Source organism: Aeromonas sp. ASNIH4, from assembly GCF_002934425.1.
GTDB lineage: Bacteria > Pseudomonadota > Gammaproteobacteria > Enterobacterales > Aeromonadaceae > Aeromonas > Aeromonas hydrophila.
The window spans coordinates 4,827,711-4,852,406 of the sequence record NZ_CP026217.1 but is presented as its reverse complement, the minus strand read 5'-3'; the positions used below and the strand labels follow the sequence as shown (position 1 = coordinate 4,852,406).

Annotated in this window: 22 protein-coding genes; 18 read left to right on the top strand and 4 right to left on the bottom strand. The window is 56.4% G+C overall.

Annotated features, from left to right (window positions below; genetic code table 11):
* The first annotated feature begins 113 nt into the window (after positions 1–113).
* From C2U40_RS22745 to glmU, 10 genes are all read left to right on the top strand, one after another.
* The gene (locus tag C2U40_RS22745; protein ID WP_017410469.1) at positions 114–524 is read left to right on the top strand and encodes an ATP synthase subunit I; all 411 of its coding nucleotides are present in this window, start codon (positions 114–116) and stop codon (positions 522–524) included.
* Positions 525–532: 8 nt separating this feature from the next.
* Positions 533–1,315 (top strand): F0F1 ATP synthase subunit A, encoded by a 783-nt coding sequence (gene atpB, locus C2U40_RS22740; protein ID WP_011707913.1) that lies wholly within the window; start codon positions 533–535, stop codon positions 1,313–1,315.
* A 58-nt stretch (positions 1,316–1,373) separates the two neighbouring features.
* Positions 1,374–1,616, top strand: a complete 243-nt coding sequence (atpE, locus tag C2U40_RS22735) for a F0F1 ATP synthase subunit C (protein ID WP_005307205.1) — start codon at positions 1,374–1,376, stop codon at positions 1,614–1,616.
* A gap of 52 nt (positions 1,617–1,668) precedes the next feature.
* Entirely contained in the window at positions 1,669–2,139 is a 471-nt protein-coding gene (gene atpF / locus C2U40_RS22730) for a F0F1 ATP synthase subunit B (RefSeq protein ID WP_011707912.1), read from the top strand.
* A 13-nt stretch (positions 2,140–2,152) separates the two neighbouring features.
* Complete coding sequence (gene atpH / locus C2U40_RS22725; RefSeq protein WP_011707911.1) at positions 2,153–2,686, top strand: F0F1 ATP synthase subunit delta; 534 nt, start codon at positions 2,153–2,155, stop codon at positions 2,684–2,686.
* 15 nt (positions 2,687–2,701) lie between these two features.
* The gene (gene atpA / locus C2U40_RS22720; RefSeq protein WP_011707910.1) at positions 2,702–4,243 is read left to right on the top strand and encodes a F0F1 ATP synthase subunit alpha; all 1,542 of its coding nucleotides are present in this window, start codon (positions 2,702–2,704) and stop codon (positions 4,241–4,243) included.
* A gap of 43 nt (positions 4,244–4,286) precedes the next feature.
* Complete coding sequence (gene atpG, locus C2U40_RS22715; RefSeq protein WP_011707909.1) at positions 4,287–5,153, top strand: F0F1 ATP synthase subunit gamma; 867 nt, start codon at positions 4,287–4,289, stop codon at positions 5,151–5,153.
* 33 nt (positions 5,154–5,186) lie between these two features.
* Entirely contained in the window at positions 5,187–6,575 is a 1,389-nt protein-coding gene (gene atpD, locus C2U40_RS22710; RefSeq protein WP_005307215.1) for a F0F1 ATP synthase subunit beta, read from the top strand.
* 18 nt (positions 6,576–6,593) lie between these two features.
* Positions 6,594–7,022, top strand: coding sequence for a F0F1 ATP synthase subunit epsilon (locus tag C2U40_RS22705; RefSeq protein ID WP_005307217.1), 429 nt, complete (start codon positions 6,594–6,596; stop codon positions 7,020–7,022).
* A 94-nt stretch (positions 7,023–7,116) separates the two neighbouring features.
* On the top strand, positions 7,117–8,478 hold the full coding sequence (glmU, locus tag C2U40_RS22700; RefSeq protein WP_103828280.1) for a bifunctional UDP-N-acetylglucosamine diphosphorylase/glucosamine-1-phosphate N-acetyltransferase GlmU: 1,362 nt from the start codon (positions 7,117–7,119) through the stop codon (positions 8,476–8,478).
* Positions 8,479–8,528: 50 nt separating this feature from the next.
* Here glmU and creD read toward each other — a convergent pair whose 3' ends face one another.
* The 4 genes from creD to blrA all read right to left on the bottom strand — a co-directional run bounded on the left by creD (position 8,529) and on the right by blrA (position 13,009).
* Positions 8,529–9,890 carry a cell envelope integrity protein CreD gene (gene creD / locus C2U40_RS22695; RefSeq protein WP_103828279.1) on the bottom strand — a complete coding sequence of 454 codons (1,362 nt, stop codon included), beginning with the start codon at positions 9,888–9,890 and terminating at the stop codon, positions 8,529–8,531.
* A 118-nt stretch (positions 9,891–10,008) separates the two neighbouring features.
* Positions 10,009–10,803: an OXA-12 family class D beta-lactamase OXA-950 gene (locus C2U40_RS22690; RefSeq protein ID WP_029305121.1), complete on the bottom strand. Its 795-nt coding sequence runs from the start codon at positions 10,801–10,803 to the stop codon at positions 10,009–10,011.
* Positions 10,804–10,878: 75 nt separating this feature from the next.
* Positions 10,879–12,300, bottom strand: a complete 1,422-nt coding sequence (gene blrB, locus C2U40_RS22685; protein ID WP_043161814.1) for a beta-lactam sensor histidine kinase BlrB — start codon at positions 12,298–12,300, stop codon at positions 10,879–10,881.
* Positions 12,301–12,334: 34 nt separating this feature from the next.
* Positions 12,335–13,009: a beta-lactam response regulator transcription factor BlrA gene (gene blrA, locus C2U40_RS22680; RefSeq protein WP_103828291.1), complete on the bottom strand. Its 675-nt coding sequence runs from the start codon at positions 13,007–13,009 to the stop codon at positions 12,335–12,337.
* A 123-nt stretch (positions 13,010–13,132) separates the two neighbouring features.
* Here blrA and C2U40_RS22675 point away from each other — a divergent pair, with 123 nt between their 5' ends.
* The 8 genes from C2U40_RS22675 to C2U40_RS22640 all read left to right on the top strand — a co-directional run bounded on the left by C2U40_RS22675 (position 13,133) and on the right by C2U40_RS22640 (position 24,690).
* Positions 13,133–13,906, top strand: a complete 774-nt coding sequence (locus C2U40_RS22675) for a DeoR/GlpR family DNA-binding transcription regulator (RefSeq protein WP_017410463.1) — start codon at positions 13,133–13,135, stop codon at positions 13,904–13,906.
* A gap of 55 nt (positions 13,907–13,961) precedes the next feature.
* Complete coding sequence (glmS, locus tag C2U40_RS22670; protein WP_017410462.1) at positions 13,962–15,794, top strand: glutamine--fructose-6-phosphate transaminase (isomerizing); 1,833 nt, start codon at positions 13,962–13,964, stop codon at positions 15,792–15,794.
* 118 nt (positions 15,795–15,912) lie between these two features.
* Positions 15,913–16,767 (top strand): TnsA endonuclease N-terminal domain-containing protein, encoded by an 855-nt coding sequence (locus tag C2U40_RS22665; protein WP_233768798.1) that lies wholly within the window; start codon positions 15,913–15,915, stop codon positions 16,765–16,767.
* The gene (locus tag C2U40_RS22660; protein ID WP_010672250.1) at positions 16,751–18,835 is read left to right on the top strand and encodes a Mu transposase C-terminal domain-containing protein; all 2,085 of its coding nucleotides are present in this window, start codon (positions 16,751–16,753) and stop codon (positions 18,833–18,835) included. Before C2U40_RS22665 ends, C2U40_RS22660 begins: the two co-directional genes overlap by 17 nt.
* Positions 18,836–20,506: an AAA family ATPase gene (locus C2U40_RS22655; protein ID WP_103828278.1), complete on the top strand. Its 1,671-nt coding sequence runs from the start codon at positions 18,836–18,838 to the stop codon at positions 20,504–20,506. It begins immediately after the preceding gene.
* A 2-nt stretch (positions 20,507–20,508) separates the two neighbouring features.
* Positions 20,509–22,014, top strand: a complete 1,506-nt coding sequence (locus C2U40_RS22650; protein ID WP_080560334.1) for a TnsD family Tn7-like transposition protein — start codon at positions 20,509–20,511, stop codon at positions 22,012–22,014.
* Positions 22,014–23,612 carry a Tn7-like element transposition protein TnsE gene (locus C2U40_RS22645; protein WP_029313353.1) on the top strand — a complete coding sequence of 533 codons (1,599 nt, stop codon included), beginning with the start codon at positions 22,014–22,016 and terminating at the stop codon, positions 23,610–23,612. Before C2U40_RS22650 ends, C2U40_RS22645 begins: the two co-directional genes overlap by 1 nt.
* Before the next feature lie 163 nt (positions 23,613–23,775).
* The gene (locus tag C2U40_RS22640) at positions 23,776–24,690 is read left to right on the top strand and encodes a helix-turn-helix transcriptional regulator (RefSeq protein WP_010672244.1); all 915 of its coding nucleotides are present in this window, start codon (positions 23,776–23,778) and stop codon (positions 24,688–24,690) included.
* Positions 24,691–24,696: the final 6 nt, after the last annotated feature.

Sequence of the window (24,696 nt, the reverse complement as noted above, 5' to 3'; positions counted from 1 at the left end):
AAAAATTAAGGATTTTTGCCATGTTGCAATAGCTGTCTTCAAGGGTATAATTTGACCGGCTTTTTGGGCTGTAAACGCGGGGTCTTCGGATCCCGATTTTTTACAGTTCTGTAATGTTCAGGGGTAGGTTGGTGAAGCAGAAAATAGCCTTGGAAGGTTTAACGCTGGCCTTGGCTATGCTCGTTTGTCAGCTCGTCCTGATCCTGGCGATCAGTACCGTCTGGTTTTACCAGACCGGTGCGTTTGCCGGACGCTCCTCCCTCTTCGGGGGGGGCATGTACTGGGTTCCTCAAGCCCTGTTCACGCTCTGGGTTCTGCGCCGCAAGGTGACGAAGGAGAGCGTGGGCCTGGTTCTGCGGGACTTTTATGGTGGGGCAGGGATTAAGCTCATTACTACAACAGGACTTTTCGCCCTGATGTTTGGCGCCGGGATCGAGGTCGATACCGTCTCGTTCTTCGCCACTTATATCCTCGCCCTCGTTGTACAGTGGATAGTCTCATTCACGCTTAACAACCACTATTAGGAAAACTCATGTCTGCAACCGGAGAAGTCCTGACTCCTCAGGGATATATCTCCCACCATCTGACCCATCTGCAAGTCGGGTCTGGGTTCTGGACGGTGAATATCGATTCCATGATATTTTCCGTCTTGCTAGGCGCTCTGTTTATCTGGTCGTTCCGCCGTGTCGCCGTCAAGGCTACCAGCGGTGTGCCCGGCAAACTGCAGTGCTTTGTGGAGATGCTGGTCGAGTTTGTGAGTGGTAACGTCAAGGACATCTTTCACGGTCGTAACAAGGTCATCGCACCTTTGGGCCTGACAGTGTTCGTGTGGATCTTCCTGATGAACCTGATGGATCTGATCCCCGTTGACTTTATCCCCCACGCTGCACAGTTGATGGGTGTTCCCTATCTGCGTGTGGTTCCCTCTGCTGACGTTAACATCACCATGTCCATGGCTTTGGGCGTGTTCTTCTTGATCCTGTACTACAGCATCAAGGTCAAGGGTATCGGCGGGTTCGTGAAGGAGCTGACGCTTCAGCCTTTCAACCACCCGGCGGCCATCCCGGTTAACCTCATCCTGGAAACTGTTACGCTGATTTCCAAACCTGTTTCTCTGGGTCTTCGACTGTTCGGCAACATGTATGCTGGCGAACTGATCTTTATCCTGATTGCGGGTTTGCTACCCTGGTGGTCACAGTGGATCCTGTCCGTGCCTTGGGCAATTTTCCACATTCTGATCATCACTTTGCAGGCGTTTATCTTCATGGTGCTGACCATCGTCTATCTGTCGATGGCACAAGAAGACCATGGTTGATGCAACTCAAATAATCCTTTTTATACAATCAATTACATCTAAATAAATGGAGATCCTCATGGAAAACTTGAACATGGACCTGCTGTACATCGCTGCTGCAATGATGATGGGTCTGGCGGCTATCGGCGCGTCCATCGGTATCGGTATCCTGGGTGGCAAGTTCCTGGAAGGCGCTGCTCGTCAACCTGACCTGATCCCTGTTCTGCGTACCCAGTTCTTCATCGTGATGGGTCTGGTGGATGCGATCCCGATGATCGCCGTTGGTCTGGGTCTGTACGTGATGTTTGCGGTTGCTGGCTAAGTCTCAACGACTCCCGGACATAACCCATTAACTAACTAAGAGGACATAGGCTGTGAATATCAACGCCACCCTCCTCGGCCAAGCAATTGCTTTTTTCATCTTCGTAGTGTTTTGCATGAAGTACGTATGGCCGCCGCTGATGGCAGCCATCGAAGCCCGTCAGAAAGCCATTGCTGACGGTCTCTCTTCCGCGGAGCGTGCCAAGAAAGATCTGGATTTGGCCAAGGCCAACGCCACCGATCAGCTGAAAGAAGCCAAGCTCCAGGCTGCAGAAATCATTGAACAGGCTAACAAACGTAAAGCCCAGATCATTGATGAGGCTGCTGCCGGTGCCCACTCTGAGCGGGAAAAAATCCTGGCTCAGGGCCGTGCCGAGATCGAAGCTGAACGTCATCGTGCCAAAGAAGAACTGCGTAAGCAGGTTGCTGCTCTTGCCATTGCTGGTGCAGAGAAGATCCTGGCGCGTCAAATCGACCAGGCTGCCAACAGCGACATCGTCGACAAACTGGTAGCAGAACTGTAACGGGAACGGGGCTATGTCTGAACTGACTACAATCGCTCGCCCCTACGCCAAGGCTGCTTTCGAGTTTGCCGTTGAGCACAAGGCGGTTGACCAGTGGCTGGGGATGCTCGGCTTCGCTGCACAAGTAGCGGAGAACGAGACCATCCACAACCTGGTAAACGGCTCTGTGGCTGCTGAAGAACTGGCAAGTATCTTTGTCGGTATCTGCGGTGAGCAACTCGACGAGCATGGTCAGAACCTGATCCGGGTGATGGCTGAGAATGGTCGCTTGGGTGTGCTGCCGGCGGTCGTTGCTGAATTCGTCGCGTTCAAGGCTGAACTGGATAAAGAAGTTCAGGCTGACGTGATTTCGGCGATCGAACTGACCGACCAGCAGAAAGCCAATATTCAGGCTTCTCTGGAACAACGTCTCGCGCGCAAAGTGAAGCTGAATTGCAGCATGGATGCGTCCTTGATGGCCGGGGTGCTCATCAAGGCCGGTGATCTGGTTATCGACGGTACAGTCCGCGGTAAGCTGGATCGCATGGCTGACGCGCTGCAATCTTGATTGGGGTATTAGAGCATGCAACTGAATTCCACTGAAATCGCCGAGCTGATCAAGCAGCGCATTGCGCAGTTTGATATCAAGAGCGAAGCGCGTAACGAAGGTACCATCGTCTCTGTGAGCGACGGTATCATTCGTATTCACGGCCTGGCCGATGCCATGCAAGGTGAGATGATCGAGCTGCCGGGCAACCGCTACGCTCTGGCATTGAACCTGGAGCGTGACTCCGTCGGTGCGGTGATCATGGGTTCCTATGACGGTCTGTCAGAAGGAATGAAAGTAAAAGGGACTGGCCGCATTCTGGAAGTGCCGGTCGGTCGTGGTCTGTTGGGCCGGGTGTTGAACACCCTGGGTCAGCCGATCGACGGTAAAGGTCCAATCGACAACGACGGCTTCTCGCCGATCGAAGTGATTGCACCGGGCGTTATCGAGCGTAAGTCTGTTGACCAGCCGGTCCAGACCGGTCTGAAAGCCATCGATGCCATGATCCCTATCGGTCGTGGCCAGCGTGAGCTGATCATCGGTGACCGTCAGGTTGGTAAGACCGCCATCGCGATCGACACCATCATCAACCAGAAAGACTCCGGCATTAAGTGTGTCTACGTTGCGATTGGCCAGAAGGCCTCCACCATCGCCAACGTGGTACGCAAGCTGGAAGAGCACGGCGCCCTGGCCAACACCATCGTGGTGGTTGCCTCTGCTTCCGAAGCTGCCGCTCTGCAGTACCTGGCTCCGTATGCCGGCTGCTCCATGGGTGAGTACTTCCGTGACCGCGGTGAAGACGCGCTGATCATCTATGATGACCTGTCCAAGCAGGCCGTAGCTTATCGCCAGATCTCCCTGCTGCTGCGCCGTCCGCCAGGACGTGAAGCTTACCCGGGTGACGTTTTCTATCTGCACTCCCGTCTGCTGGAGCGTGCTGCTCGCGTCAACGCCGAGTACGTAGAGAAGTTCACCAATGGTGCCGTGAAAGGCCAGACCGGTTCCCTGACCGCGCTGCCGATCATCGAAACCCAGGCGGGTGACGTATCTGCATTCGTACCGACCAACGTGATCTCCATCACCGATGGTCAGATCTTCCTGACTTCACAGCTGTTCAACTCCGGTATTCGTCCGGCGGTTGACCCGGGTATCTCCGTATCCCGTGTGGGCGGTGCTGCTCAGACCAAGATCGTCAAGAAGCTGTCCGGTGGTATCCGTACCGCGCTGGCCCAGTATCGCGAACTGGCGGCATTCGCCCAGTTCTCCTCCGATCTGGACGACGCAACCCGCAAGCAGCTGGACCACGGTCAGAAAGTGACCGAGCTGATGAAGCAGAAACAGTACTCTCCGCTGAGCGTGGCTCACCAGTCTCTGGTGCTGTTCGCCGCGGAAAAAGGCTATCTCTCCGATGTCGAGCTGAACAAGATCGTCGACTTCGAAGCCGCTCTGCTCTCTTACGCCAATACCCAGCATGCTGAGCTGATGGCTGAAATCAATGCCAAGGCCGACTACAACGACGCGATCGTTGGCAAGCTGACTGCGTTGCTGGATGACTTCAAGGCAACCCAGACCTGGTAAGCGTGTGTGGCAGCGCGAGCTGCCACCTGATGGAGAGTAAGAGATGGCCGGCGCAAAAGAGATACGTAACAAGATCGGGAGTGTGAAAAACACTCAGAAGATCACCGGCGCTATGGAAATGGTGGCAGCAAGCAAGATGCGCCGTGCGCAAGATCGCATGTCTGCCAGCCGTCCGTACGCTGAAACCATGCGCAAGGTGATCGGCCATATCGCTCAGGGGAACTTGGAATACAAGCACCCCTACCTCATCGAACGTGAGGTCAAGCGAGTGGGTTACATCGTCGTCTCCACCGACCGTGGCCTGTGTGGCGGTTTGAACATCAACCTGTTCAAGGCTGCCCTCAATGATATGAAGCAATGGAGCGCGAAAGGAGCCAAGGTTGACCTGGCTCTGATCGGCAACAAGGCCTCCAACTTCTTTGAACGGCACGGCGCCAAGGTGAAAGCTCATGTCGCAGGACTGGGCGATAACCCGAGCGTCAATGACCTGATTGGTTCAGTCAAGGTCATGCTGAAGGCTTACGACAACGGTGAGATTGACAGGCTGTACCTGGTGTACAACAAGTTCGTCAACACCATGGTTCAGCAACCACGAGTCGATCAACTGCTGCCTTTGCCCGTAACTGAAGACAGCAAGCTCGCCAAGAAACACCACTGGGATTACCTCTATGAGCCGGATCCCAAGCAACTGCTGGATACCCTGCTGATTCGCTACGTCGAATCCCAGGTCTACCAGGGGGTAGTGGAAAACTTGGCAAGTGAACAGGCAGCCCGAATGGTTGCCATGCAAGCCGCGACTGACAACGCCGGTAACCTGATTAACGATCTGCAACTGGTATACAACAAGGCCCGTCAGGCCAGTATTACCCAGGAACTGACAGAGATCGTATCCGGTGCTGCTGCGGTGTAAGGCAAGGGTTATCAAAGGTTTAGAGGATTTGACATGAGTAACGGTTTCATCGTCCAAATCATCGGCGCTGTGGTGGACATCGAGTTCCCGCAAGATGCCGTGCCCCAGGTGTACGATGCACTGAAGGTTGTCAGCGAAGGTCAAGGCCAGGGTCTGGTGCTGGAAGTTCAGCAACAGATCGGTGGCGGCGTCGTTCGTTGCATCACCATGGGCTCCTCCGACGGTCTGCGTCGTGGGTTGGAAGTAGTGAATAGCGGTAAATCCATCCAGGTGCCGGTCGGTGTATCGACTCTGGGTCGGATCATGAACGTACTGGGCGATCCGATCGACGAAAAAGGTCCGATCGGTGAAGAAGAGCGTTGGTCCATCCACCGCGCGGCCCCCAGCTACGAAGATCAGTCCAACAGCAACGACCTGCTGGAGACCGGTATCAAGGTTATCGACCTGGTATGCCCGTTCGCCAAGGGTGGTAAGGTTGGTCTGTTCGGTGGTGCCGGTGTAGGCAAGACCGTCAACATGATGGAGCTGATCCGTAACATCGCGATCGAACACAGCGGTTACTCCGTATTCGCCGGTGTAGGTGAGCGTACCCGTGAGGGTAACGACTTCTACCACGAGATGATGGAGTCCAACGTACTGGACAAAGTATCTCTGGTTTACGGTCAGATGAACGAGCCGCCCGGAAACCGTCTGCGCGTGGCGCTGACCGGTCTGACCATGGCCGAGAAGTTCCGTGACGAAGGTCGTGACGTGTTGTTCTTCGTGGACAACATCTACCGTTACACCCTGGCCGGTACTGAAGTATCCGCACTGCTGGGCCGTATGCCTTCCGCAGTAGGTTACCAGCCGACCCTGGCCGAGGAGATGGGCGTTCTGCAGGAACGTATCACCTCCACCAAGACAGGTTCCATCACCTCCGTACAGGCCGTTTACGTGCCGGCGGATGACTTGACCGACCCGTCTCCGGCGACCACCTTCGCCCACCTGGATGCGACCGTCGTACTGTCCCGTCAGATCGCGGCTCTGGGTATCTACCCGGCCGTTGACCCGCTGGACTCCACCTCCCGTCAGCTGGATCCGCTGGTGGTTGGCAAGGAGCACTACGAGACTGCTCGTGGCGTTCAGACCGTACTGCAGCGCTACAAAGAGCTGAAGGACATCATCGCCATCCTGGGTATGGATGAACTGTCAGAAGAAGACAAACTGACCGTAGCCCGTGCCCGTAAGATCGAGCGTTTCCTGTCCCAGCCGTTCTTCGTGGCAGAAGTGTTTACCGGTTCCCCGGGCAAATACGTGCCGCTGAAAGAGACCATCCGTGGTTTCCAGGGCATCCTGAAAGGCGAGTACGACGATCTGCCGGAGCAGGCGTTTTACATGGTTGGCAGCATCGACGAAGTTGTCGAGAAAGCCAAGAAACTGTAAGCCTCGATAGGAGGGCCCATGGCAGAGATGATCTCCTTTCACCTGGACGTGGTGAGCGCTGAAGGAAAACTGTTTTCCGGTCGCGTGCAGTCCGCTCAGGTATCAGGCTCCGAAGGTGAGCTGGGTCTCCGCCACGGTCATGCTCCGTTGCTGACTGCCATCAAGCCGGGCCTGGTCCGCTTGGTGAAGCAGAATGGAACTGAAGAGGTGCTGTACATCTCCGGCGGCATGCTGGAAGTACAACCCGAAGCCGTGACCGTGCTGGCGGACACCGCGATTCGTGCCGACGATTTGGATGAGGCGAAAGCCCAGGAAGCCAAACGCGCGGCAGAAGAGCGGATCCACAGCTCCCATGGTGATATCGACTACGCCCAGGCCGCCACCGAGCTGGCCAAGGCGATGGCTCAACTGCGGGTCATCGATATCGTCAAAAAGAATTACCGTTAATAACGGTGAGGTAAAAAGCGACCTGCGGGTCGCTTTTTTTTTACTCGTTGGATAGACTCCGCCGAGTATTTCTTCATGTTCCAAAGGTCGAATTATGTCTCTCAACGTCGTGATCCTGGCTGCGGGTAAAGGTACCCGTATGCGCTCCTCCCTGCCCAAGGTGCTGCACCCGGTCGCCAACAAGCCGATGGTTTCCCATGTGATCGAGACCGCCCGCAAGGTCGGTGCCGAGCAGCTGCATCTGGTGTATGGCCACGGTGCCGAACTGCTGAAGGAGCGGATCCAGGCATCCGACCTGAACTGGGTGCTGCAGGCGCAGCAACTGGGTACCGGCCACGCCGTCGCCCAGGCCATCCCGTTCTGGCAGGACGAAGACGACGTACTGGTGCTGTACGGCGATACCCCGCTGATCCAGCCGGAAACCCTGCAGCGGCTGCTTGCCGCCAAGGCCGCCGATGGCATGGCGCTGCTGACCGTGGTGCTGGACAACCCGACCGGCTATGGCCGCATCGTGCGCAGCAACGGCCAGGTGGTCGGCATCGTCGAGCAGAAGGATGCCAATGCCGAGCAGCTGGCCATCCGCGAAGTGAACACCGGCGTGCTGGTGGCCAACGGTGGCCAGCTGCGCAGCTGGCTGTCGCGTCTGGACAACAAGAATGCCCAGGGCGAGTTCTATCTGACCGACGTGATCGCCATGGCCCATGCCGACAATTGCCCCATCGCCGCAGTCCACCCGGACGACGCCATGGAAGTGGAAGGGGCCAACAACCGGGTACAGCTGGCCCAGCTCGAGCGCAGTTACCAGAAGATGCAGGCCGAGCGGCTGATGATCGCCGGCGCCACCCTGATCGACCCGGCCCGCTTCGATCTGCGCGGCACCCTGGAAATCGGGGAAGAGGTGGTGATCGACGTCAACGTCGTCATCGAAGGCAAGGTGGTGCTGGGCAACCACGTCCGCATCGGGGCCGGCAGCGTGCTGAAGGATTGCGTGATCGGCGACCACACCGAGGTGAAACCCTACTCCGTCATCGAAGGGGCGCAGATCGCCGATCAGTGCTCGGTCGGTCCCTTTACCCGACTGCGCCCGGGCGCCGTGCTGGAGCAGGACGCCCACGTCGGCAACTTCGTCGAGATGAAGAAGGCCCGGCTGGGGGTTGGCTCCAAGTGCGGTCATCTGACCTATCTGGGGGATGCCGAAGTAGGTGCCAAGGTGAACATCGGGGCCGGCACCATCACCTGCAACTACGACGGGGTGAACAAGTTCCAGACCATCATCGAGGACGACGTCTTCGTCGGCTCCGATACCCAGCTGGTGGCACCGGTGCGCATCGGCAAGGGGGCGACCCTGGGGGCCGGCTCCACCATCACCAAGGATGTGGCCGAGAACGAGCTGGTGATCACCCGGGTACCCCAGCGTCACATCCAGAACTGGGCTCGCCCGGTCAAGAAGAAGTGATGCCCGATCAATGAAATGCAAACCGGCGCCTGATGGCGCCGGTTTTGTTTTCAGTACTCCTGCCCGCTGGCGGGGGGCGTCGGGGCATTCCCCATTACCCGATACCAGTCCAGCTTGCGGGTCAGCACCATGACCAGCGCAAGGATGGTAAACAGCAGCAGGGCGCCAAGCAGCAGGGCTATCTCCTCGGCCTGCAGCAAGCCGAACAGGATGGCGTAGACCAGCCCGAGCAGGGCCGCGAAGCCGAGCCCCTGTTTGGGGCCGCCCAGCACATGACTGAGGTAGAAGCCGTTGAGGGCCACGCTGGCCAGGGCGGCAATCAGATAGGCCCAGGCAAAGCCGAGATGTTCGGTCAGGGCCAGCAGCACCAGATAGAAGATGGCCAGCCCCATGCCCACCAGCGCGTACTGGATCGGGTGCACCCGCAGCCCCTTGAGCAGCTCGAACATGAAGAAGCTGAGGAAGGTGAGGCCGATGAACAGCAGCGCATACTTGGCGGCCCGCTCGTTCTGCTGGTAGTGATCCACCGGCTGCACCAGGCTGACGCTGAAGGCCGGCAGATCGCCGCTGGCACCCTTCATCATCCGGTTGAAACGGCTCTCCATGTCGGTGGCGAACCAGCTGCTCTGCCAGCTGGCCTCGAAGCCGCTGGCAGTAAGGGTGCGGCTGCCCGGCAGAAAGTCACCGATGAAGTTGGGGTGGGGCCAGTTGCTGGCGAGGTTGAGCCTGCTGTCCTGACCGAGCGGCACCACTTCCAGCTGGTTCATCCCCTGCAGATCCAGCTCGATGTGAAAGGCGCCGCCTGCTCCCGGCAGGGCGGCAAGCGGTGCATGGATGCCGGCCAGCCCGTCACCCAGCAGGGCGCCGGGAGCGAACGGGATGCGCTGTTCCCCCAGTTGCAGCTCAGGCACCCGGTTGATGCCGCGGGCATCGGACAGCACCAGGCTCAGATAGGGTTTGCCTGCCACCAGGGCGGGATCGGCCCCATCGACGGTCAGATCCGGTTCGTCGCTGATCAGGGTTTTACCGTTCAGCTCGGCAGGCAGTCGCCCGGAGAGGGAGAGCCGGGTGTGATAGACCTGGGCCTGGTAGATGCCGAGCTTGCGCGGGGTGACTTCCATGCTGGCCTGCACATCCAGCTGTTCCGGCAGCAGGTAGCGATAGAGCTGCAGCTTGCGCTCGAAGCGCTTGCCATCCTGCTCCACCGTGACGGTGCGGGTATAAGGCTGCACCACGACCGGCCCCAGCAGTCGCTGCGGGCCGCTGCTGCTGGCCATGATGCTGTGGATGGCCTGGCTGCGATAGGCCTGGCGCTCCCGGTTCAGCTCCATGATGGATTGCACCGGCACCATCAGCAGCAGGCTGAGCAACAGCAGCAGAAAGATCTTGTGGCTGAATATCTGTTTGACCATGACACATCTCCTTGTTGATGGAGTCGAGTGTGACGGTCATGGGTGAAGGGGAGATGGGGCTGTGTGAAGCGGGGGTGAAGGGGGATAAAAAAACCGGCGCCTGGCGCCGGTCTGGGTATCACAGGGTTTTCAGTTTGGCCGGCAGGGCGGCCAGCACCTCTTCCTTGGCCTTGAGCGAGGCGAACTGTTTGCCGGGTTTCTGCACCACGGTATGGACGAAGATGAGCTGCTTGCCCGGCTTGCTGGCCCAGCCGACGAACCAGCCGATCTGCTGCTCCCGGTTGAGGCTGCCATCCAGTTTCTTCGGGTAGCCCATGCCGGTCTTGCCGTGGATCTGCCAGCCGTCGATCTCGCTCACCTTGAGGATGTTGGCGGTGTACTGCAGGGTCTGCGCCGACACCGGCAGCTTGCCGCTCACCATCTTGCCGAGGAAGCGGGCCTGCTCTTGTGGGCTGATGGCGAGGCTGGCACTGAGCCAGGCCTGGGTCAGACCGTCGTGCTTGCCAGGATTGCCGGAGAGATCCCGGTTGCCGTAGTCAAAACGGTCGACGTACTGCTGGAAGCGCTCCATCCCCAGCCATTCGGTGATCTGCTGGGAGAACCAGACCACCGAGTAGGTTTCCCAGCGGCGCGGGGTGGTGGTTTCCCGCCAGGCGGGCAGCCAGTCGTCGTAACCCGGCTTGAAAGGCAGTGCCGGGTGCTCTTCGTCCACCAGAAAGCCACTGTCGTAGCCCATCAGCGCCAGCGGGATCTTGAAGGTGGACGCGGGTGGCAGCTGGCTTGAACAATCCCCTTCGCTGGAGAGGGTCTGGCCGTTGCCGTCGGCATAGAGAAAACAGCCGGTGGCGGCGCTGGCCGGCAGCGAGAACAGCAGGCCTGCGCCGAGCAGGCCGGATAACAGAAGGCGGGACATGGGGTCTCCTTGAGCACATTGAGTTCGCTGGGAAAACATCAGCATAGCGCCGCTTTATGTGGCCAGTGTGAAGTGTCAGCCCGCCGGCAACCAGAGCTCGGCCAGCACCCCGCCGTCCGGCTGGTTGGCGAGGGTCAGCCGGCCACCGTGCTGGCGGGCCACCTCGGTGGCGAAGCTGAGCCCGAGGCCGCTGCTCTTGCCCTTGTCGGGTCTGGGCAGCGAATAGAAGCGCTCGAAGATGCGCGGCAGGGCGTAGTCCGGAATGCCGGGCCCCTGATCCCGTACCCGGAAGCAGTAGCCTCCCTCCTCCATGGCCCCGCTCAGCGCCAGGGTACCGCCGATGGGAGAGAAGTCGAGGGCGTTGTCCAGCAGGTTGCCGAGCGCCTGCTCCACCAGCAGCGAGTCCCACTTCTGTTTCTGGGCCTCCCCGAGTTCGGCCACCAGCGTCACCTGACGGCGCTGGGCCAGGATCTGGCGGGCATCGAGCACCCGTCTGCCCAGCCTGGCTGGCTCGACGGCCTGCCTGTCCAGCCCCTGCCCCGACTCCAGTTTGGCCAGCTGCAGCATGCGCTCGATCAGCTGCTGCATGCGGGCCGTCTCCAGATTGATGTTGCCGATAAAGCGCTTTGCTACGTCCAGCGGCGGGGCCTCGGTCAGGATCTCCCCTGCCCCGCGAATGGCGGCCAGCGGGCTCTTGAGCTCGTGGGTCAGGCTGTGTACATAGGCTTCGATGTAGGCCTTGCCGTCCAGCTGGCGACGCATGGTTTCCAGGGAGCGACCGAGCCTATCCAGTTCCGGGCTGTAGAGGCGTGGCAGGCTGGCGGGCTGACCCTGGCTGACTGCATCGGCGTAGTGCACCAGCTTGCCGATGGCGCGGTTGAGCCACCACACCAGCAGGGCGCCGATCAGCAGCGAGATGAACAGCAGCAGGGCCGCCCCCTGCAGCAACTGGTGTTCGCTGCGCTCTATCATAGGCAGCAGGGTGCGGTTGGGCTTGGCGACGGTGAGGGAGCCAAGGATGTCGTCCCCCTCCCGCAGCGGCGCGGCCACGTGCATCACCGAACTGGCGGGATCGTCGGGGTCGCTGCGGGTGCTGCGGGCGCCGTATTCCCCGCGCAGGGTGCGATAGACATCGTTCCAGCGTGAATAGTCCTTGCCCAGATCCACCCCGTCCGAGTCGTAGACCACCTTGCCCCAGCGATCGACCACATAGATGCGGTACTCCGCCTGCTGTTTGAGGTGACCGTCGATCAGAGCATTGATGGGGCTCTGGTTGAGGCGGGCGAAGGCGCTGGCCAACCGGCCATCCGCCATCTTGCCTTCCTGCAGGTCATCCAGCGCCAGCGGTGCCAGCATCTGGGCCATGTCCACCAGGGTATCTTCAGTGGCGCTGCGCACCCCGGGTTTGATCTCCTCGACGAAGATCTCCAGCACGAACCAGGCGGCCAGCGCGAAGATCAGCACCAACCCGCACAGCAGTTGCAGCCCGATCCTCATGGCGTCCTCCGGCCGGAGCCAAACCACCCTCTGTTCATGCCAACTCCAGACTGTAGCCGAGCCCACGATGGGTCAGGATCAGGTTGGCGTGGGGATCCCGCTCCCGCAGCTTGGCGCGGATGGTCTTGATGTGGGTATCCACGGTGCGATCCAGGCTCTCCTCCGCCCCGCTCCATACCAGATCCATCAGCTGCTGGCGGGAGTAGACCCGGCCCGGCGCCTGCATCAGGGTCTTGAGCAGCAGGTATTCGTAACGGGTGAGCGCCAGCGGCTGGCCGTGAAAGCTGATGCGGGCCCGCTCCTCGTCCAGCGCCAGCAACTGGCTCGGCGGGGGCGTGGCCGGCTGGCTGCGGCGCAGGATGACCCGCACCCGGGCGCACACCTCCCGTGGCGAGAAGGGCTTGGCCACATAGTCGTCGGCCCCTATTTCCAGTCCGATCAGGCGGTCTATCTCCTCGCTGCGGGCGGTGAGAAACATCAGCGGGGTATCGCACAGCGCCCGAACCTGTTTGCACAACTCGAAACCACTGATGTCCGGCAGCCCCACATCCAGGATCAGAAAGTCGGGGCGCGTCTGTTCCAGTCGTGTCAGCAGCGGCTGGCCGAGGGAAAACCACTCCACCTCGAAACCGTCGGTCTGCAGCGCGTAAATCAAGGTGTCGGCGATGCTGGCTTCATCTTCCACCAGCCAGATGGTTCGTTTTTGCATGGCATCCTCGTCGCAAATCAGCTGCCCCATTCTGGCATCGAACCAAATCGGATCCTATTTGCCGTTTGATTTTTTCAAAAAAGGTATTAATATTTCGTCATTCTTTCGAATCGAAACTTAAAGATGACCAAACGTAATACTCAGCAGCGCCGTCACACCATAGTGAGCCTGGTGCAGGAGCAGGGTGAAGTGAGCGTCGATGCCCTGGCCAAACACTTCGCCACCTCCGAAGTGACCATCCGCAAAGATCTGGCGGTGCTGGAGACCGGTGGCCTGCTGTTGCGCCGTTACGGCGGTGCCGTCCCCCTGCCCTCCGAGATGGTGGTGGAGAGCAATCCCGAGCAAGTTTCGAAACGAAAGCTGGCGATCGCCCGTGCCGCTGCCGAACGGATCCGCGATCACAATCGCGTCATCATCGACAGCGGCAGCACCACCAGCGCCATGATCCCCATGCTGGGCAACAAGCGCGGCCTCATCGTGATGACCAACTCCCTCAACGTGGCCGGTGCCCTGCGCGAGCTGGAGAACGAACCCACCCTGCTGATGACCGGCGGCACCTGGGATCCCCACTCCGAGTCCTTCCAGGGGCAGGTGGCGGAGCAGGTGCTGCGCTCCTATGACTTCGACCAGCTGTTCATCGGTGCCGATGGCATCGATCCGGAACGCGGTACCACCACCTTCAACGAGCTGGTGGGCCTCTCCCGGGTCATGGCCGAAGTGTCGCGGGAGGTCATCGTCATGGTGGAGTCCGAGAAGATCGGCCGCAAGATCCCCAATCTTGAACTGCCCTGGTCCGGTATCCATACCCTGGTGACCGACGAGGGGCTGGCCAGTGCGGCCAGAGAACAGATTCAGGCCAGGGGGATCCAGCTGATTTGCGCCCCCGTGGCCGTTTGACCTGAACAAACCAATATCCAACCGAATTAACGTCTTACGTCTCAAGGAGAAGTGTATGTGTGGCATCGTCGGGGCCGTCGCCCAACGTGATGTGGCTGAAATCCTGGTAGAGGGCCTGCGCCGTCTGGAATACCGTGGCTACGATTCGGCCGGTGTCGCCGTGTTCAGCGCCAACCAGCCGCTGCAGCGGGTGCGTCGGCTGGGCAAGGTGGCCGAGCTGGCCAAGGCGCTGGAAGAGCAGTCCGTCCACGGTGGTACCGGCATTGCCCACACCCGTTGGGCTACCCATGGCGAGCCGTCCGAGCGCAACGCTCACCCCCACGTCTCCGAGCATATCGTGGTGGTGCACAACGGCATCATAGAGAACCACGAAGAGCTGCGTGAGGAGCTGAAGGCGCTGGGCTATGTGTTCAGCTCCGACACCGACACCGAGGTGATCGCCCACCTGGTGCACCACGAGCTGAAATCCGCCCCCAGCTTGCTGGCGGCCATGCAGGTCGCGGTGAAGCAGCTGCGCGGCGCCTACGGTACCGTGGTGATGGACAGCCGTGACGACAGCCGCGTGGTGGTGGCCCGCTCCGGCTCCCCGCTGGTGATCGGTCGCGGTATCGGCGAGAACTTCATCGCCTCCGACCAGATGGCGTTGCTGCCGGTGACCCGTCGCTTCATCTTCCTGGAAGAGGGTGACGTGGCCGAGGTGACCCGCCGCGACGTGCACATTTTCGATACCCACGGCGAGGCCGTGGTGCGCGAGGAGCTGGAGTCCGAGCTCTCCCACGATGCCGGTGACAAGGGAGAATACCGTCACTACATGCTCAAGGAGATCTACGAGCAGCCCAAGGCCATCACCAATACCCTGGAAGGTCGTCTGGGTTCGGATCACGTGGTAGTCGAGTCGTTCGGCAACGGCGCCCGCGCCATCTTCGACAAGGTCGAGCACGTCCAGATCGTCGCCTGCGGCACCTCCTACAACTCCGGCATGGTGGCTCGCTACTGGTTTGAAGAGATCGCTGGCGTCTCCTGCGACGTGGAGATCGCCTCCGAGTTCCGCTACCGCAAGTCGGTGGTGCGCCCCAACAGCCTGCTGGTGACCCTCTCCCAGAGCGGCGAGACCGCCGACACCCTGGCCGCCCTGCGACTGGCCAAGGAGTCCGGCTACATGAGCTCGCTGGCCATCTGCAACGTGCCGGGTTCCTCCCTAGTGCGTGAATCGGATCTGGCCTTCATGACCCGGGCCGGTGCCGAGATCGGGGTGGCCTCCACCAAGGCGTTCACCACCCAGCTGGCCGGTCTGCTGATGCTGGTGGCCTCGGTCGGTCACTGCCGCGGCAACCTGAGCGCCGCCGCCGAGGCCGAACTGGTCAAGGCGCTGCAAGCCTTGCCGCTGCGCATCAAGGAGAGCCTGGCGCTGGCCAAGGATATCGAAGCCCTGGCCGAAGAGTTTGCCGACAAGCACCACAGCCTGTTCCTCGGCCGTGGCAGCCAGTACCCCATCGCCATGGAAGGGGCACTGAAGCTCAAAGAGATCTCCTACATTCACGCCGAGGCCTATGCCGCCGGTGAGCTCAAGCACGGCCCGCTGGCGCTGATCGATGCCGAGATGCCCATCATAGTGGTAGCGCCGAACAACGATCTGCTGGAGAAGCTCAAGTCCAACGTGGAAGAGGTGCGCGCCCGTGGCGGTATCCTCTATGTGTTCGCCGATGCCGACGCCGGCTTCAAGAGCGACGAGACCATGCGGGTGATGAGCCTGAATCACGTGGAAGAGATGATCGCGCCGATCGTCTATACCGTGCCGTTGCAGCTGCTCTCCTACCATGTTGCCCTCATCAAGGGCACCGACGTGGATCAGCCGCGCAACCTGGCAAAATCCGTGACGGTGGAATAAGCCGTCGCCGGAAATGAAAAAGAGCTGTATTCGAGTAATAAAGATTCATACCAAGTAATAAAGTATCATACTAAGTAATAAAGTTGCATATCAAAACCGCTCTAGCTAAGCTCAATTTATGAGCCAATGGCTGGGCGGTTTTTTCATGGCTGGGAAAAAGGTCGTCAATACTGAGTTGCTGAATCAAAAGTGGCTACGTGAAGGGCGAGGTAGTGGGCATGGTTCTGATTACAAACCATGGTTAACCGTTAGAGACCTATCCTCTCAAGGTCGTTCACATCGTGTCTTTGGCCATAAATCGCAACGAACCCACCACTTGTTGTCAGATCTGGAGTTGGCCGTATTCCTGCTTTTGGAATGGAGTCGTTCAACAGTAGATATTCGTGAGCAATTTCCTCTTCGGTTGGAAGATACCAAGGCTCTGGCTTTGGAGTCTGGGATAGATCACCCATCCGTTCGCGGCGTTCTGCAAGTGATGAGTTCAGATTTTCTCGTCAACACCACAGACGCCAGCCAGCCCAAATTCGCATTGCAAGCCAAGTATGCTGAAGCACTGAGTGATGCCAGAACCATTGAGAAATTGGAGCTGGAACGCCGCTATTGGTTACAAAAAGGTGTTCCCTGGTGGCTGATCACGGAGAAGGACATTCCCAGCGTGGTTACACAAAACATCAGTTGGCTCTATCCGGCACAAAGGGATGAGATAGAAATTGATGTCCTGATGGAGCGAGCGGCGTTTTATCAGCATCACTTTCAGAATGATCCAGAGAGAAGCGTAATTGAGGTGGCCAAACAGCTGGATACGGCCTACCAGCAACCCATGGGGCAATCATTGTTGGAGATTAGACAGCTACTGGCTCAGCGCTGTTTCCTGTTCGATATCTTGACGCCTGTGACCAAGTTGAAAGCCGGGGATTTGCAGTTAGAGAATATTGAGGCGATGTCGGGGGCGTTACGTGTTTCGAATCAATGAGGTTATCAGCGTTGAAGGGATTGCCTACCGCATTCTGGCTGAACAGCTGGATGAAATAGTTTGGATTTCGCTGGATGACGAGGCTGCATTTCCTTCTGTGATATCGCGACAGGTATTACAGGATGCTATCGATAATGAGGTGTTGCAGCGGATCGAAGACCCCTATGCCAAGCTTTACTACGCACAGCCTGATGAGGGGACTAAGGCTAGAGAACTGCGTGATGCAAATTACCAATTGATCCAACCGCTGATAACGAATCCGGAATGTCTGTTTTCCAGAGCAAGAACAAGGGTGGTAAATGAGATTGTCTCTGCTCGGCAATCAACCAAGCAGACGCTTTACCGGCTCATCCGCCGTTATTGGCAGCGGGGGCAGACGCCGAATGCTCTCTTACCTGACTATAAAAACTCCGGAGCTCAGGGCAAAAAGAGGATTTCAAAGGGTGGAAAACTTGGTCGTCCCAGACAGAAGGTCGCGGGTGCCGGTGTTGTCGTTGATGAGCATATAGAGCGACTTTTTCGCACCGCGATAGAAAAACACTATCTGGTCAACAATGGTAAATCATTTGCTGAAACTCATAACAAATTCAAGGGGATGTATGAAAACTATAACCCCGGTGTACCTGAATCTGAATTTCCCACCATTTGGCAGATGAAACACTTCTTCAAGAGGGAATACTCTCAGGTTGAAAAACTGAAGAAAAGAATCAGCAAGATAGATTACAACAAGGATATCAGGCCGTTACTGGCAACAGCGAACACGCAAGCTCTCGGTCCTGGGTCCCGATATGAGATTGATGCAACGATAGCTGATATCTATCTGGTTTCTGATAGTGATCGACACAACATCGTAGGTCGCCCGATTGTCTATATGGTCATTGATGTGTTTAGCCGGATGGTAGCTGGTTTTTACATCGGTTTTGAGAATCCCTCCTATGTGGCAGCAATGCAGACCCTGTCTATGGCCATGACAGACAAGATCAAGCTTTGCCAACAGTTTGGTATAGAGATTGATGAATCTGACTGGCCGGTTACAGGTATCCCTGATGCCATATTGGCTGATCGTGGCGAATTGTTGGGTTGTCAGATCGAGTCTTTGGAGAAAAGCTTCTCTACCCGGATTGAGAATACGCCTCCCTTTCGGGGTGATTGCAAAGGCATAGTTGAGCGTTTTTTCAGAACCATACAGGCGGTATTCAAACCTTTTGCTCCTGGAGTGGTGACTGGAACCACGATAAAGAAACGGGGAGGAAAGGATTACCGGTTGGATGCGATGCTGAATATCCATGAGTTCACATCCATCATTCTGTCGGCCATCTTGTTTCACAACCGATACCATGTGTTGGAAACCTATGATCGAGATATCGATATGCCTGCCGATTTGCCTATGACGCCATTATCGCTATGGAACTGGGGATTGCAGCATAGGTCAGGGCGGTTACGTATGGTTCCAGAGGACGCTCTCCGGGTCAGTTTGCTGCCGAGAACTCAGGCGACTATTTCTCATCTGGGGCTTCGCGTCTTTGGTGTGTATTACACCTGCCAAGAAATTCTGAAAATGGGGTGGTTGCATAGGGGCAAGGATGTCTCCAGGCCTGAATCAGTAGAGGTTGCTTATGATCCGTCTGTTGCTGATGTGGTCTATCTGCTTCCTCGAAAAAACAGTGCGGAATATTGGGTCTGTGGATTGACCGAGCGTTCCCGAGAGTTCCGTGGTTGTTCTTTCTGGGATGTATGGTTGATAACCAAACAACAGAAGGTTGTTGTGGCAGAGGGTAAGCTGGTTGCTGATCGCGAGAAGCGAAGAGTTGATGAGCTGATTGACTCAAAAATTAAGCAAGCGAAAGCCCAGGTTAAAGTTGAGGGCTCACCGGAAGCGTCCGATCGTCAGCGCATTGCTGCTATCAGGGGTAATCGAGCCAAGGCAAAGAACGAAGAGAGAAAACGCGCTGAGCCGGTTACAACATCCGAGCCATCAGCTGTGCCTGCAACCGTGATACCTCTTTCTCCAGGTGCGGATGACTATAAGTATCCGGATTATATCGACGAGCTCTTCAAGGACGACTAGATGGTATTACCAGCCAATATGGCCAAGGCCGTCTACAACGACCCAGGCATAGAACAATACCGTGGCAACCCCCTGATAGAGGCGTTGCCACCTATCATGACCACGCAGCAGATAAAGCAGGGGTTAAGCGGCTCCATCAAGTTTGATCCAAAGGATATCTATGTTGACGGCCCTTGGCGTGTTCATGTGATATCCCAGTTACTGGATGATTTTTTTCAACCGATAAGCCGCCACTTACAACTGGAGTCAAAGTTATCCATTATGATCCGGCAGGGATATGTAGGACGTAATCTTAGAGATGGTTCTTTGAATGCACATCTGCAAAATGGTTATGAGCGGGTCATGTCTGGCGAGCTGGATGTTTTTCGGTTCGAGCAGGTTAAATCGACCGCTCGCAGCCTGTCTCTGATCGGGTGCTCTGGATCCGGAAAAAGCAGCACTATCAACCGGATATTGGCAACCTACCCTCAGGTGATCTACCACGAGCAATACAACTTTACCCAGATCGTCTACCTGAAGCTGGATTGCCCCCATGATGGTTCACTGAAAAGCCTGTGTCATCACTTCTTCAGGGCTATCGATGCGGTGCTGCATACCGACTATGAACGCAAGTATGCACTCAAGCGCCATAGTGTTGAGACACTGATGGCCTTGATGAGCCAAATTGCCAATGTGCATGCAATTGGGGTGCTGGTCATCGATGAGATTCAGCATCTGAGCATGAGCCGTTCCGGTGGTGTGGAGAAGATGCTCAACTTCTTCGTGACGCTGGTGAATGTGATCGGCTTGCCTGTTGTCATGGTTGGCACACCCAAGGCGAGACCTATCTTTGAAATGGATTTGAGATCGGCAAGGCGTGGAGCCGGTTTTGGGTCATTGCTCTGGGAGCCGATGCAGGCAACCAAGCCCAGTGTGGATCCGGAAACCAACCAGCTCAAACTCACAGAGTGGATGGCCTTCACCGATAAGCTTTGGCAGTTCCAATGGCTGCAACGACGAGAGGAAATCTTGTCTGATGAGGTACGGGATTGCTGGTTCGAGCTGTCTCAGGGGGTGTTGGACATAGTGGTAAAACTCTTTGTTCTTGCTCAGTTACGAGCCATTGCCACCCGTGTTGAACGGATCTCTCCTCAGTTGTTGCGACAGGTTTATGAGGATGAGCTTAAGCCGGTTCACTCCATGTTGGCTGCGTTGCGTTCCAGAGATCCTGAGTTAATCGCCAGATATTCGGATCTGAGCATCCCGGACATAGACAAAAAGATCCTCGTGCTGAGTGCCAAGATTGAAGAGGCAAAAGCCTCTCAGGAATCACATCAGAACCGTTATGGCGGCAATGAGCAGGCCATCCGCTTGCATAACCTGCTTGTGGGGATGGACTGTCATTCTGAACTGATTGTGCCGTTAATTGAACGCGCTTTTTGCTCCTATCCAAATCTGTCCGTCAGAGAATTGATGCCTATTGTTCTTGATTGGTACAACCTGGATGAAAAACCAGAGAAAAAGACTAAGCCCAAGCTTGCTGGCATTGGGCAGAAGGAGTGGCACACGCTGCACTCCGATGACCTGCGTTTCAAATTTTCCCAATGTGGCAAGGGCAACCTCCTCTACCCTGCATTCAAGAAAGCTGGGATCACATTTGATGTGGATGATTGGTTGAGAAGGATGGGTTAGCCATGCTGAACTTTCCGGTTCCCTATCAAGATGAGCTGATTTACAGCTTGGTAGCCAGAGCCGGAATACACCTGGGATTAACCAGCCCCAAGCAGTTGCTAGATGAGGTTTTTGCAAACCGGCATGTCATTGCAACGGTTGATCTGCCCAATCATCTGGCCCCTCTGGTCCAATTATTACCGGAGAGTATGGGGCTTGATGTTGCGCGTTTGGCTTATCTGCACACGCTATTTCCTCTGTATGCCCCATTTACCACTGAAGAGCGCAGGCGTCACTGTCTTGAGCAGATGGCTGGAGATTCTCAAGGCGCCATTCATCTGATTCTGGGGGTAGCGGCATCCCGAATTAAACAGTCTCACGCCCTGCGCTACTGTCCGCAATGTTTGCAAAATCAGTGCAGAGATCATGGTGAATACTACTGGCAACGGCAATGGCAGGTGATGGGGGCTGATTGTTGTTTGGAGCATGGTGGTTTACTGGAGGCTAACATTGAACGCCATGCTTACCACCGCCACCAGTTTGTTGCTGCCTCCCCGTTGGTTTGTCCCTTATTGCCCCAGCCTGTAGCGGATGCGCGTGCCATCCGGATCACTCGCCAAGTGACTACTCTGTTGCAACGGCAACCTGATACATCGCCCTCGTTTTCTCAATGGAGTGCTTTTTACCATCAGCTCGCCAATCTGGTGGGTTGTGCCAAGGCGAGGCATGTAAATCATCAAACGATCCATGAGCTTGTCATGGCTCGCTGGTCGGCTGATTGGTTAGAGCAGCATGGATTGGCGCTTCATATCGATTCGGGTAATTGGTTGCAGGCTATTTTTCGCAAGCACCGAAAATCTTTCAGCTATCTGGAACATATCGTTGTCCTGGATAGCCTGTTACCCGAGTCTTGGGACATGGACACAGTGCTGGGCGAGGTGCAAAGCATTCCAACGGGCATTTATGCTTTCCATCCCTGTCCTCCAGATCAAAGGAGCGGCCTATCGGCAGAGTATCGAGCCAGATGGCAGCAGTTGCTGGAAAGCCATGGGGTGAAGCAGGCCCGTTTATCTCATCAGGCCTTATATGCCTGGCTGTATCGGCATGATCGAGGCTGGTTTCTGGAATTTAACCGGCAGCACCATCAGGGTCATGCCAGAGAGAATCGCCGGGTCGATTGGCCAAAGCGGGACCGCATGGCTTGTCGTCAATTACTCCATATTCTTGATCGCCATGAGTTGATGCTTGATTCCCCTCGACTGTCGAGGAATTGGTACCTATCGAAACTCCCCTCGGGAGCCATGATTGAGAAAAACTTGCGCTCTATGCCTCTTACTCGCTTGTTTTTTCAGCGATATTGTGAAGATATTACAGGTTATCAGATTCGTCGTTTGGCTCTTGCTGCCAGATTGCTGGTGCAGACTGGGCATTCATTGCGCCGGTGGCGACTTCTTCGCTTGGCAGGATTGAGTGATGAGCGATTAACCTCGCTGGCTGATGGCCTATTGAGAGATGTATTGGGGGCTTGATGCAGGATATCCGTTTTGAAAAGGTATCTGACGATACAACCATTTTGGCAATCGGCTCTCTGTTCCGGCGAGTTAATAACACACAGTGGGGCATCAATCTGGATCTGGCTCCTCAAGCTGAAATCGGGTCGCTGCGGGTTTCGAATCTTCCTGTTTTGGCTCGTAAGCGGGTGTTGAATCCGACACAAAAGCATAAGTCTGCGGGTTTTCGGCTCTCTTTTACCATCGATAGCTCGGCTACTTGGCAACGGAGATGTTTAGGTGATTTCCCTGTTCCCTTGGCCATTCGCGCCATGGATAAACGTCAACACTGCTTCTGTTTTTTGGCAAACAACATACAGATCTATCTTCCCCAACTAGAGCTGGCAAGAGTACTGTTCTTACACGATGGCTATCTTTCTCGCTCAGCACTCGAGCCTGATTATCTGAGAAGTGAGTTTTCGATTGAATATCCTGGTCCCAACGTAGCCCGGGTGAATGTATTACCCTCCTCTAGCTATCCACTTAAGTCTCTGGATGATTATGAATCGCGGCGTTTATTGAGCTGGATCTTGATCGACCCAGATGCTCGAGCCTCTTACGAAAGCATTGGTCGTAGTCAAAAGTTGAATGGCTATGAACAAAGTGGATATCGGCACTGGGATTTCGAGTTTACCCCTCCACCTTTACGCTCCGCTTCTTTTGAGGTTCGGGGGCGATTTGATAAACAAACCCAAAGCATGCTGGTTTACGAGGTAGCCAGTCTAAGAAACGTCCAAGCTGCGATTCCAGACGAAGTAGAGTTTTTCCATCCCAAGTTGCGAGAGTATGTGCATGGAGAGGGGGACGGTGCTGTGCGTTTGGTGGCTGAACGCCCGCCCATCCACTCGGTCCATGATGGGGCGGATGCGAGTGTGAATACTAAACCTGTTTTGTTGCAGGCTCCCTCCGTCGTATTTGAGTTTTCCAAAGCGTTCAATACACGCAAAATTGCTGATAAAAAACAGGAGGGAGCTAAGGGTAAGACTGACGATGAGATTGGCTCCAAGGCATCAGAGGACGTAAGTACTGAAGAGTCAGTTTTTGGGGGGATTCTGCCCAGTGCCGAGTGGACCGCAGAGGCGGATGAAACCGATGATCTGCGTCTATATGCCAACAAGTTTGATTGTTTTCAGTCGATGCTTGAGCAGTTGGTGGCAACCCATGGTTGCGTCATTCGCTCCCAGCAACTGCACAAGCTACCCAAGCTCTACCGTTGTAAACGTCATCTGCTTTTGGATGGCAATCCAAGATGCCTGGCCGTTGTTGAGGTGGAGTTGCAGGGCCGCACCTTCTATATCCTAGAAGTCGATACATCTGATGGTGTTTGTTCTCTATCAACTTTGCTATTACGGCTGAAGTCGTCTCTGGATTGGCCCAAGCAGCTTACGCTGTTGGCAGAAGAGTTAACCCAGAAATCACTGCACTGGCCAAGTCAGCGGCTAAAAATGCTCTGCGGCAAGGATGGCTATTCCGGCATTCCTCACCCGCAGACCAAATCCGTGGATAAGGGCAAGTTGCATGAAGAGTCGATAGAGCACTGGGCGGCAAGATTTCACAGTTGGATGACTTCAATCTAACGTATTGAAGAGATTTAATACAAAACGAACTATGTCTACATTTGAGGCTTTATATCTTGTTGTTATAGTAAAGATGGTGCATGATTGTAATCAATTTGATGACAATGATGGCGCTATATGGATCACATCACTACATTCCCCTTTCATTTCGTAGCTGCGGCACATGATTAGTTCACCCTCTAAACGGGTCGAGGATTTGAGCCTTGCCCAGCGCGAGCGGCTGGCCTACATCGACTTCCTGCTCTACTTCTTCGGTGATATTGGGCGCCCGGACCTGATTGAGCGCTTCGGTGTGGCGCCGGCAGGGGCAACGCGCGATCTGGCTCTTTACCGGGAAATCGCACCGCAGAACATTGAATTCGATGGTAGCAACAAGATCTACCGCATAGGCAAGGCGTTTGTTCCAATTTTCGAGCATGCGACGCAACGTGTTTTGTCGACGCTCGCGCTTGGGTTTGGCGATGGTGTGAACGTCGATTCGCAGCCGATGCTGCCATGCGAGTCTCCTGTGGCTCTGAACTGCCCTCGGATGGATGTGTTGGCTCCGATCTGCCGGGCCATCCATGCCAAGCGGCCAGTAGCCATCCGCTACCACTCGATGAGCAGCGGTGAGTCCGAGCGCGTCATCGTTCCCTTCGCGCTGGTGGACACCGGCCTGCGCTGGCACGTCCGGGCCTTTGATCGCAAGAGCGGAGAGTTTCGGGATTTCGTCGTCACCCGCATCGAAGCGCCAACGCTGCTCGACGAGGAGCTACAGGCCAACGAACGGCCGGACAACGACATCCAGTGGACGCGCATCGTCGAACTGGACTTCGTGCCGCACCCGCGCCTTGAACGCCCCGAGATCATCAAGATGGACTACGGGATGACCGACGGCTCGATTCGGATGCGCGTTCGCGCCGCCGTCGCGGGCTACATGCTGCTGCGCTGGAGCGTGGACTGCTCGCCCGACCACCGTCTCAAGGAAGAACAGTACCGCCTATGGCTCAGCGATCCGCTGGCGCTGTACGGCGTTGAGAACGCAAAGCTCGCGCCGGGGTATCAAGCCCCGGCAGCAAAGACATTACGCAAAGGATAAGAACAC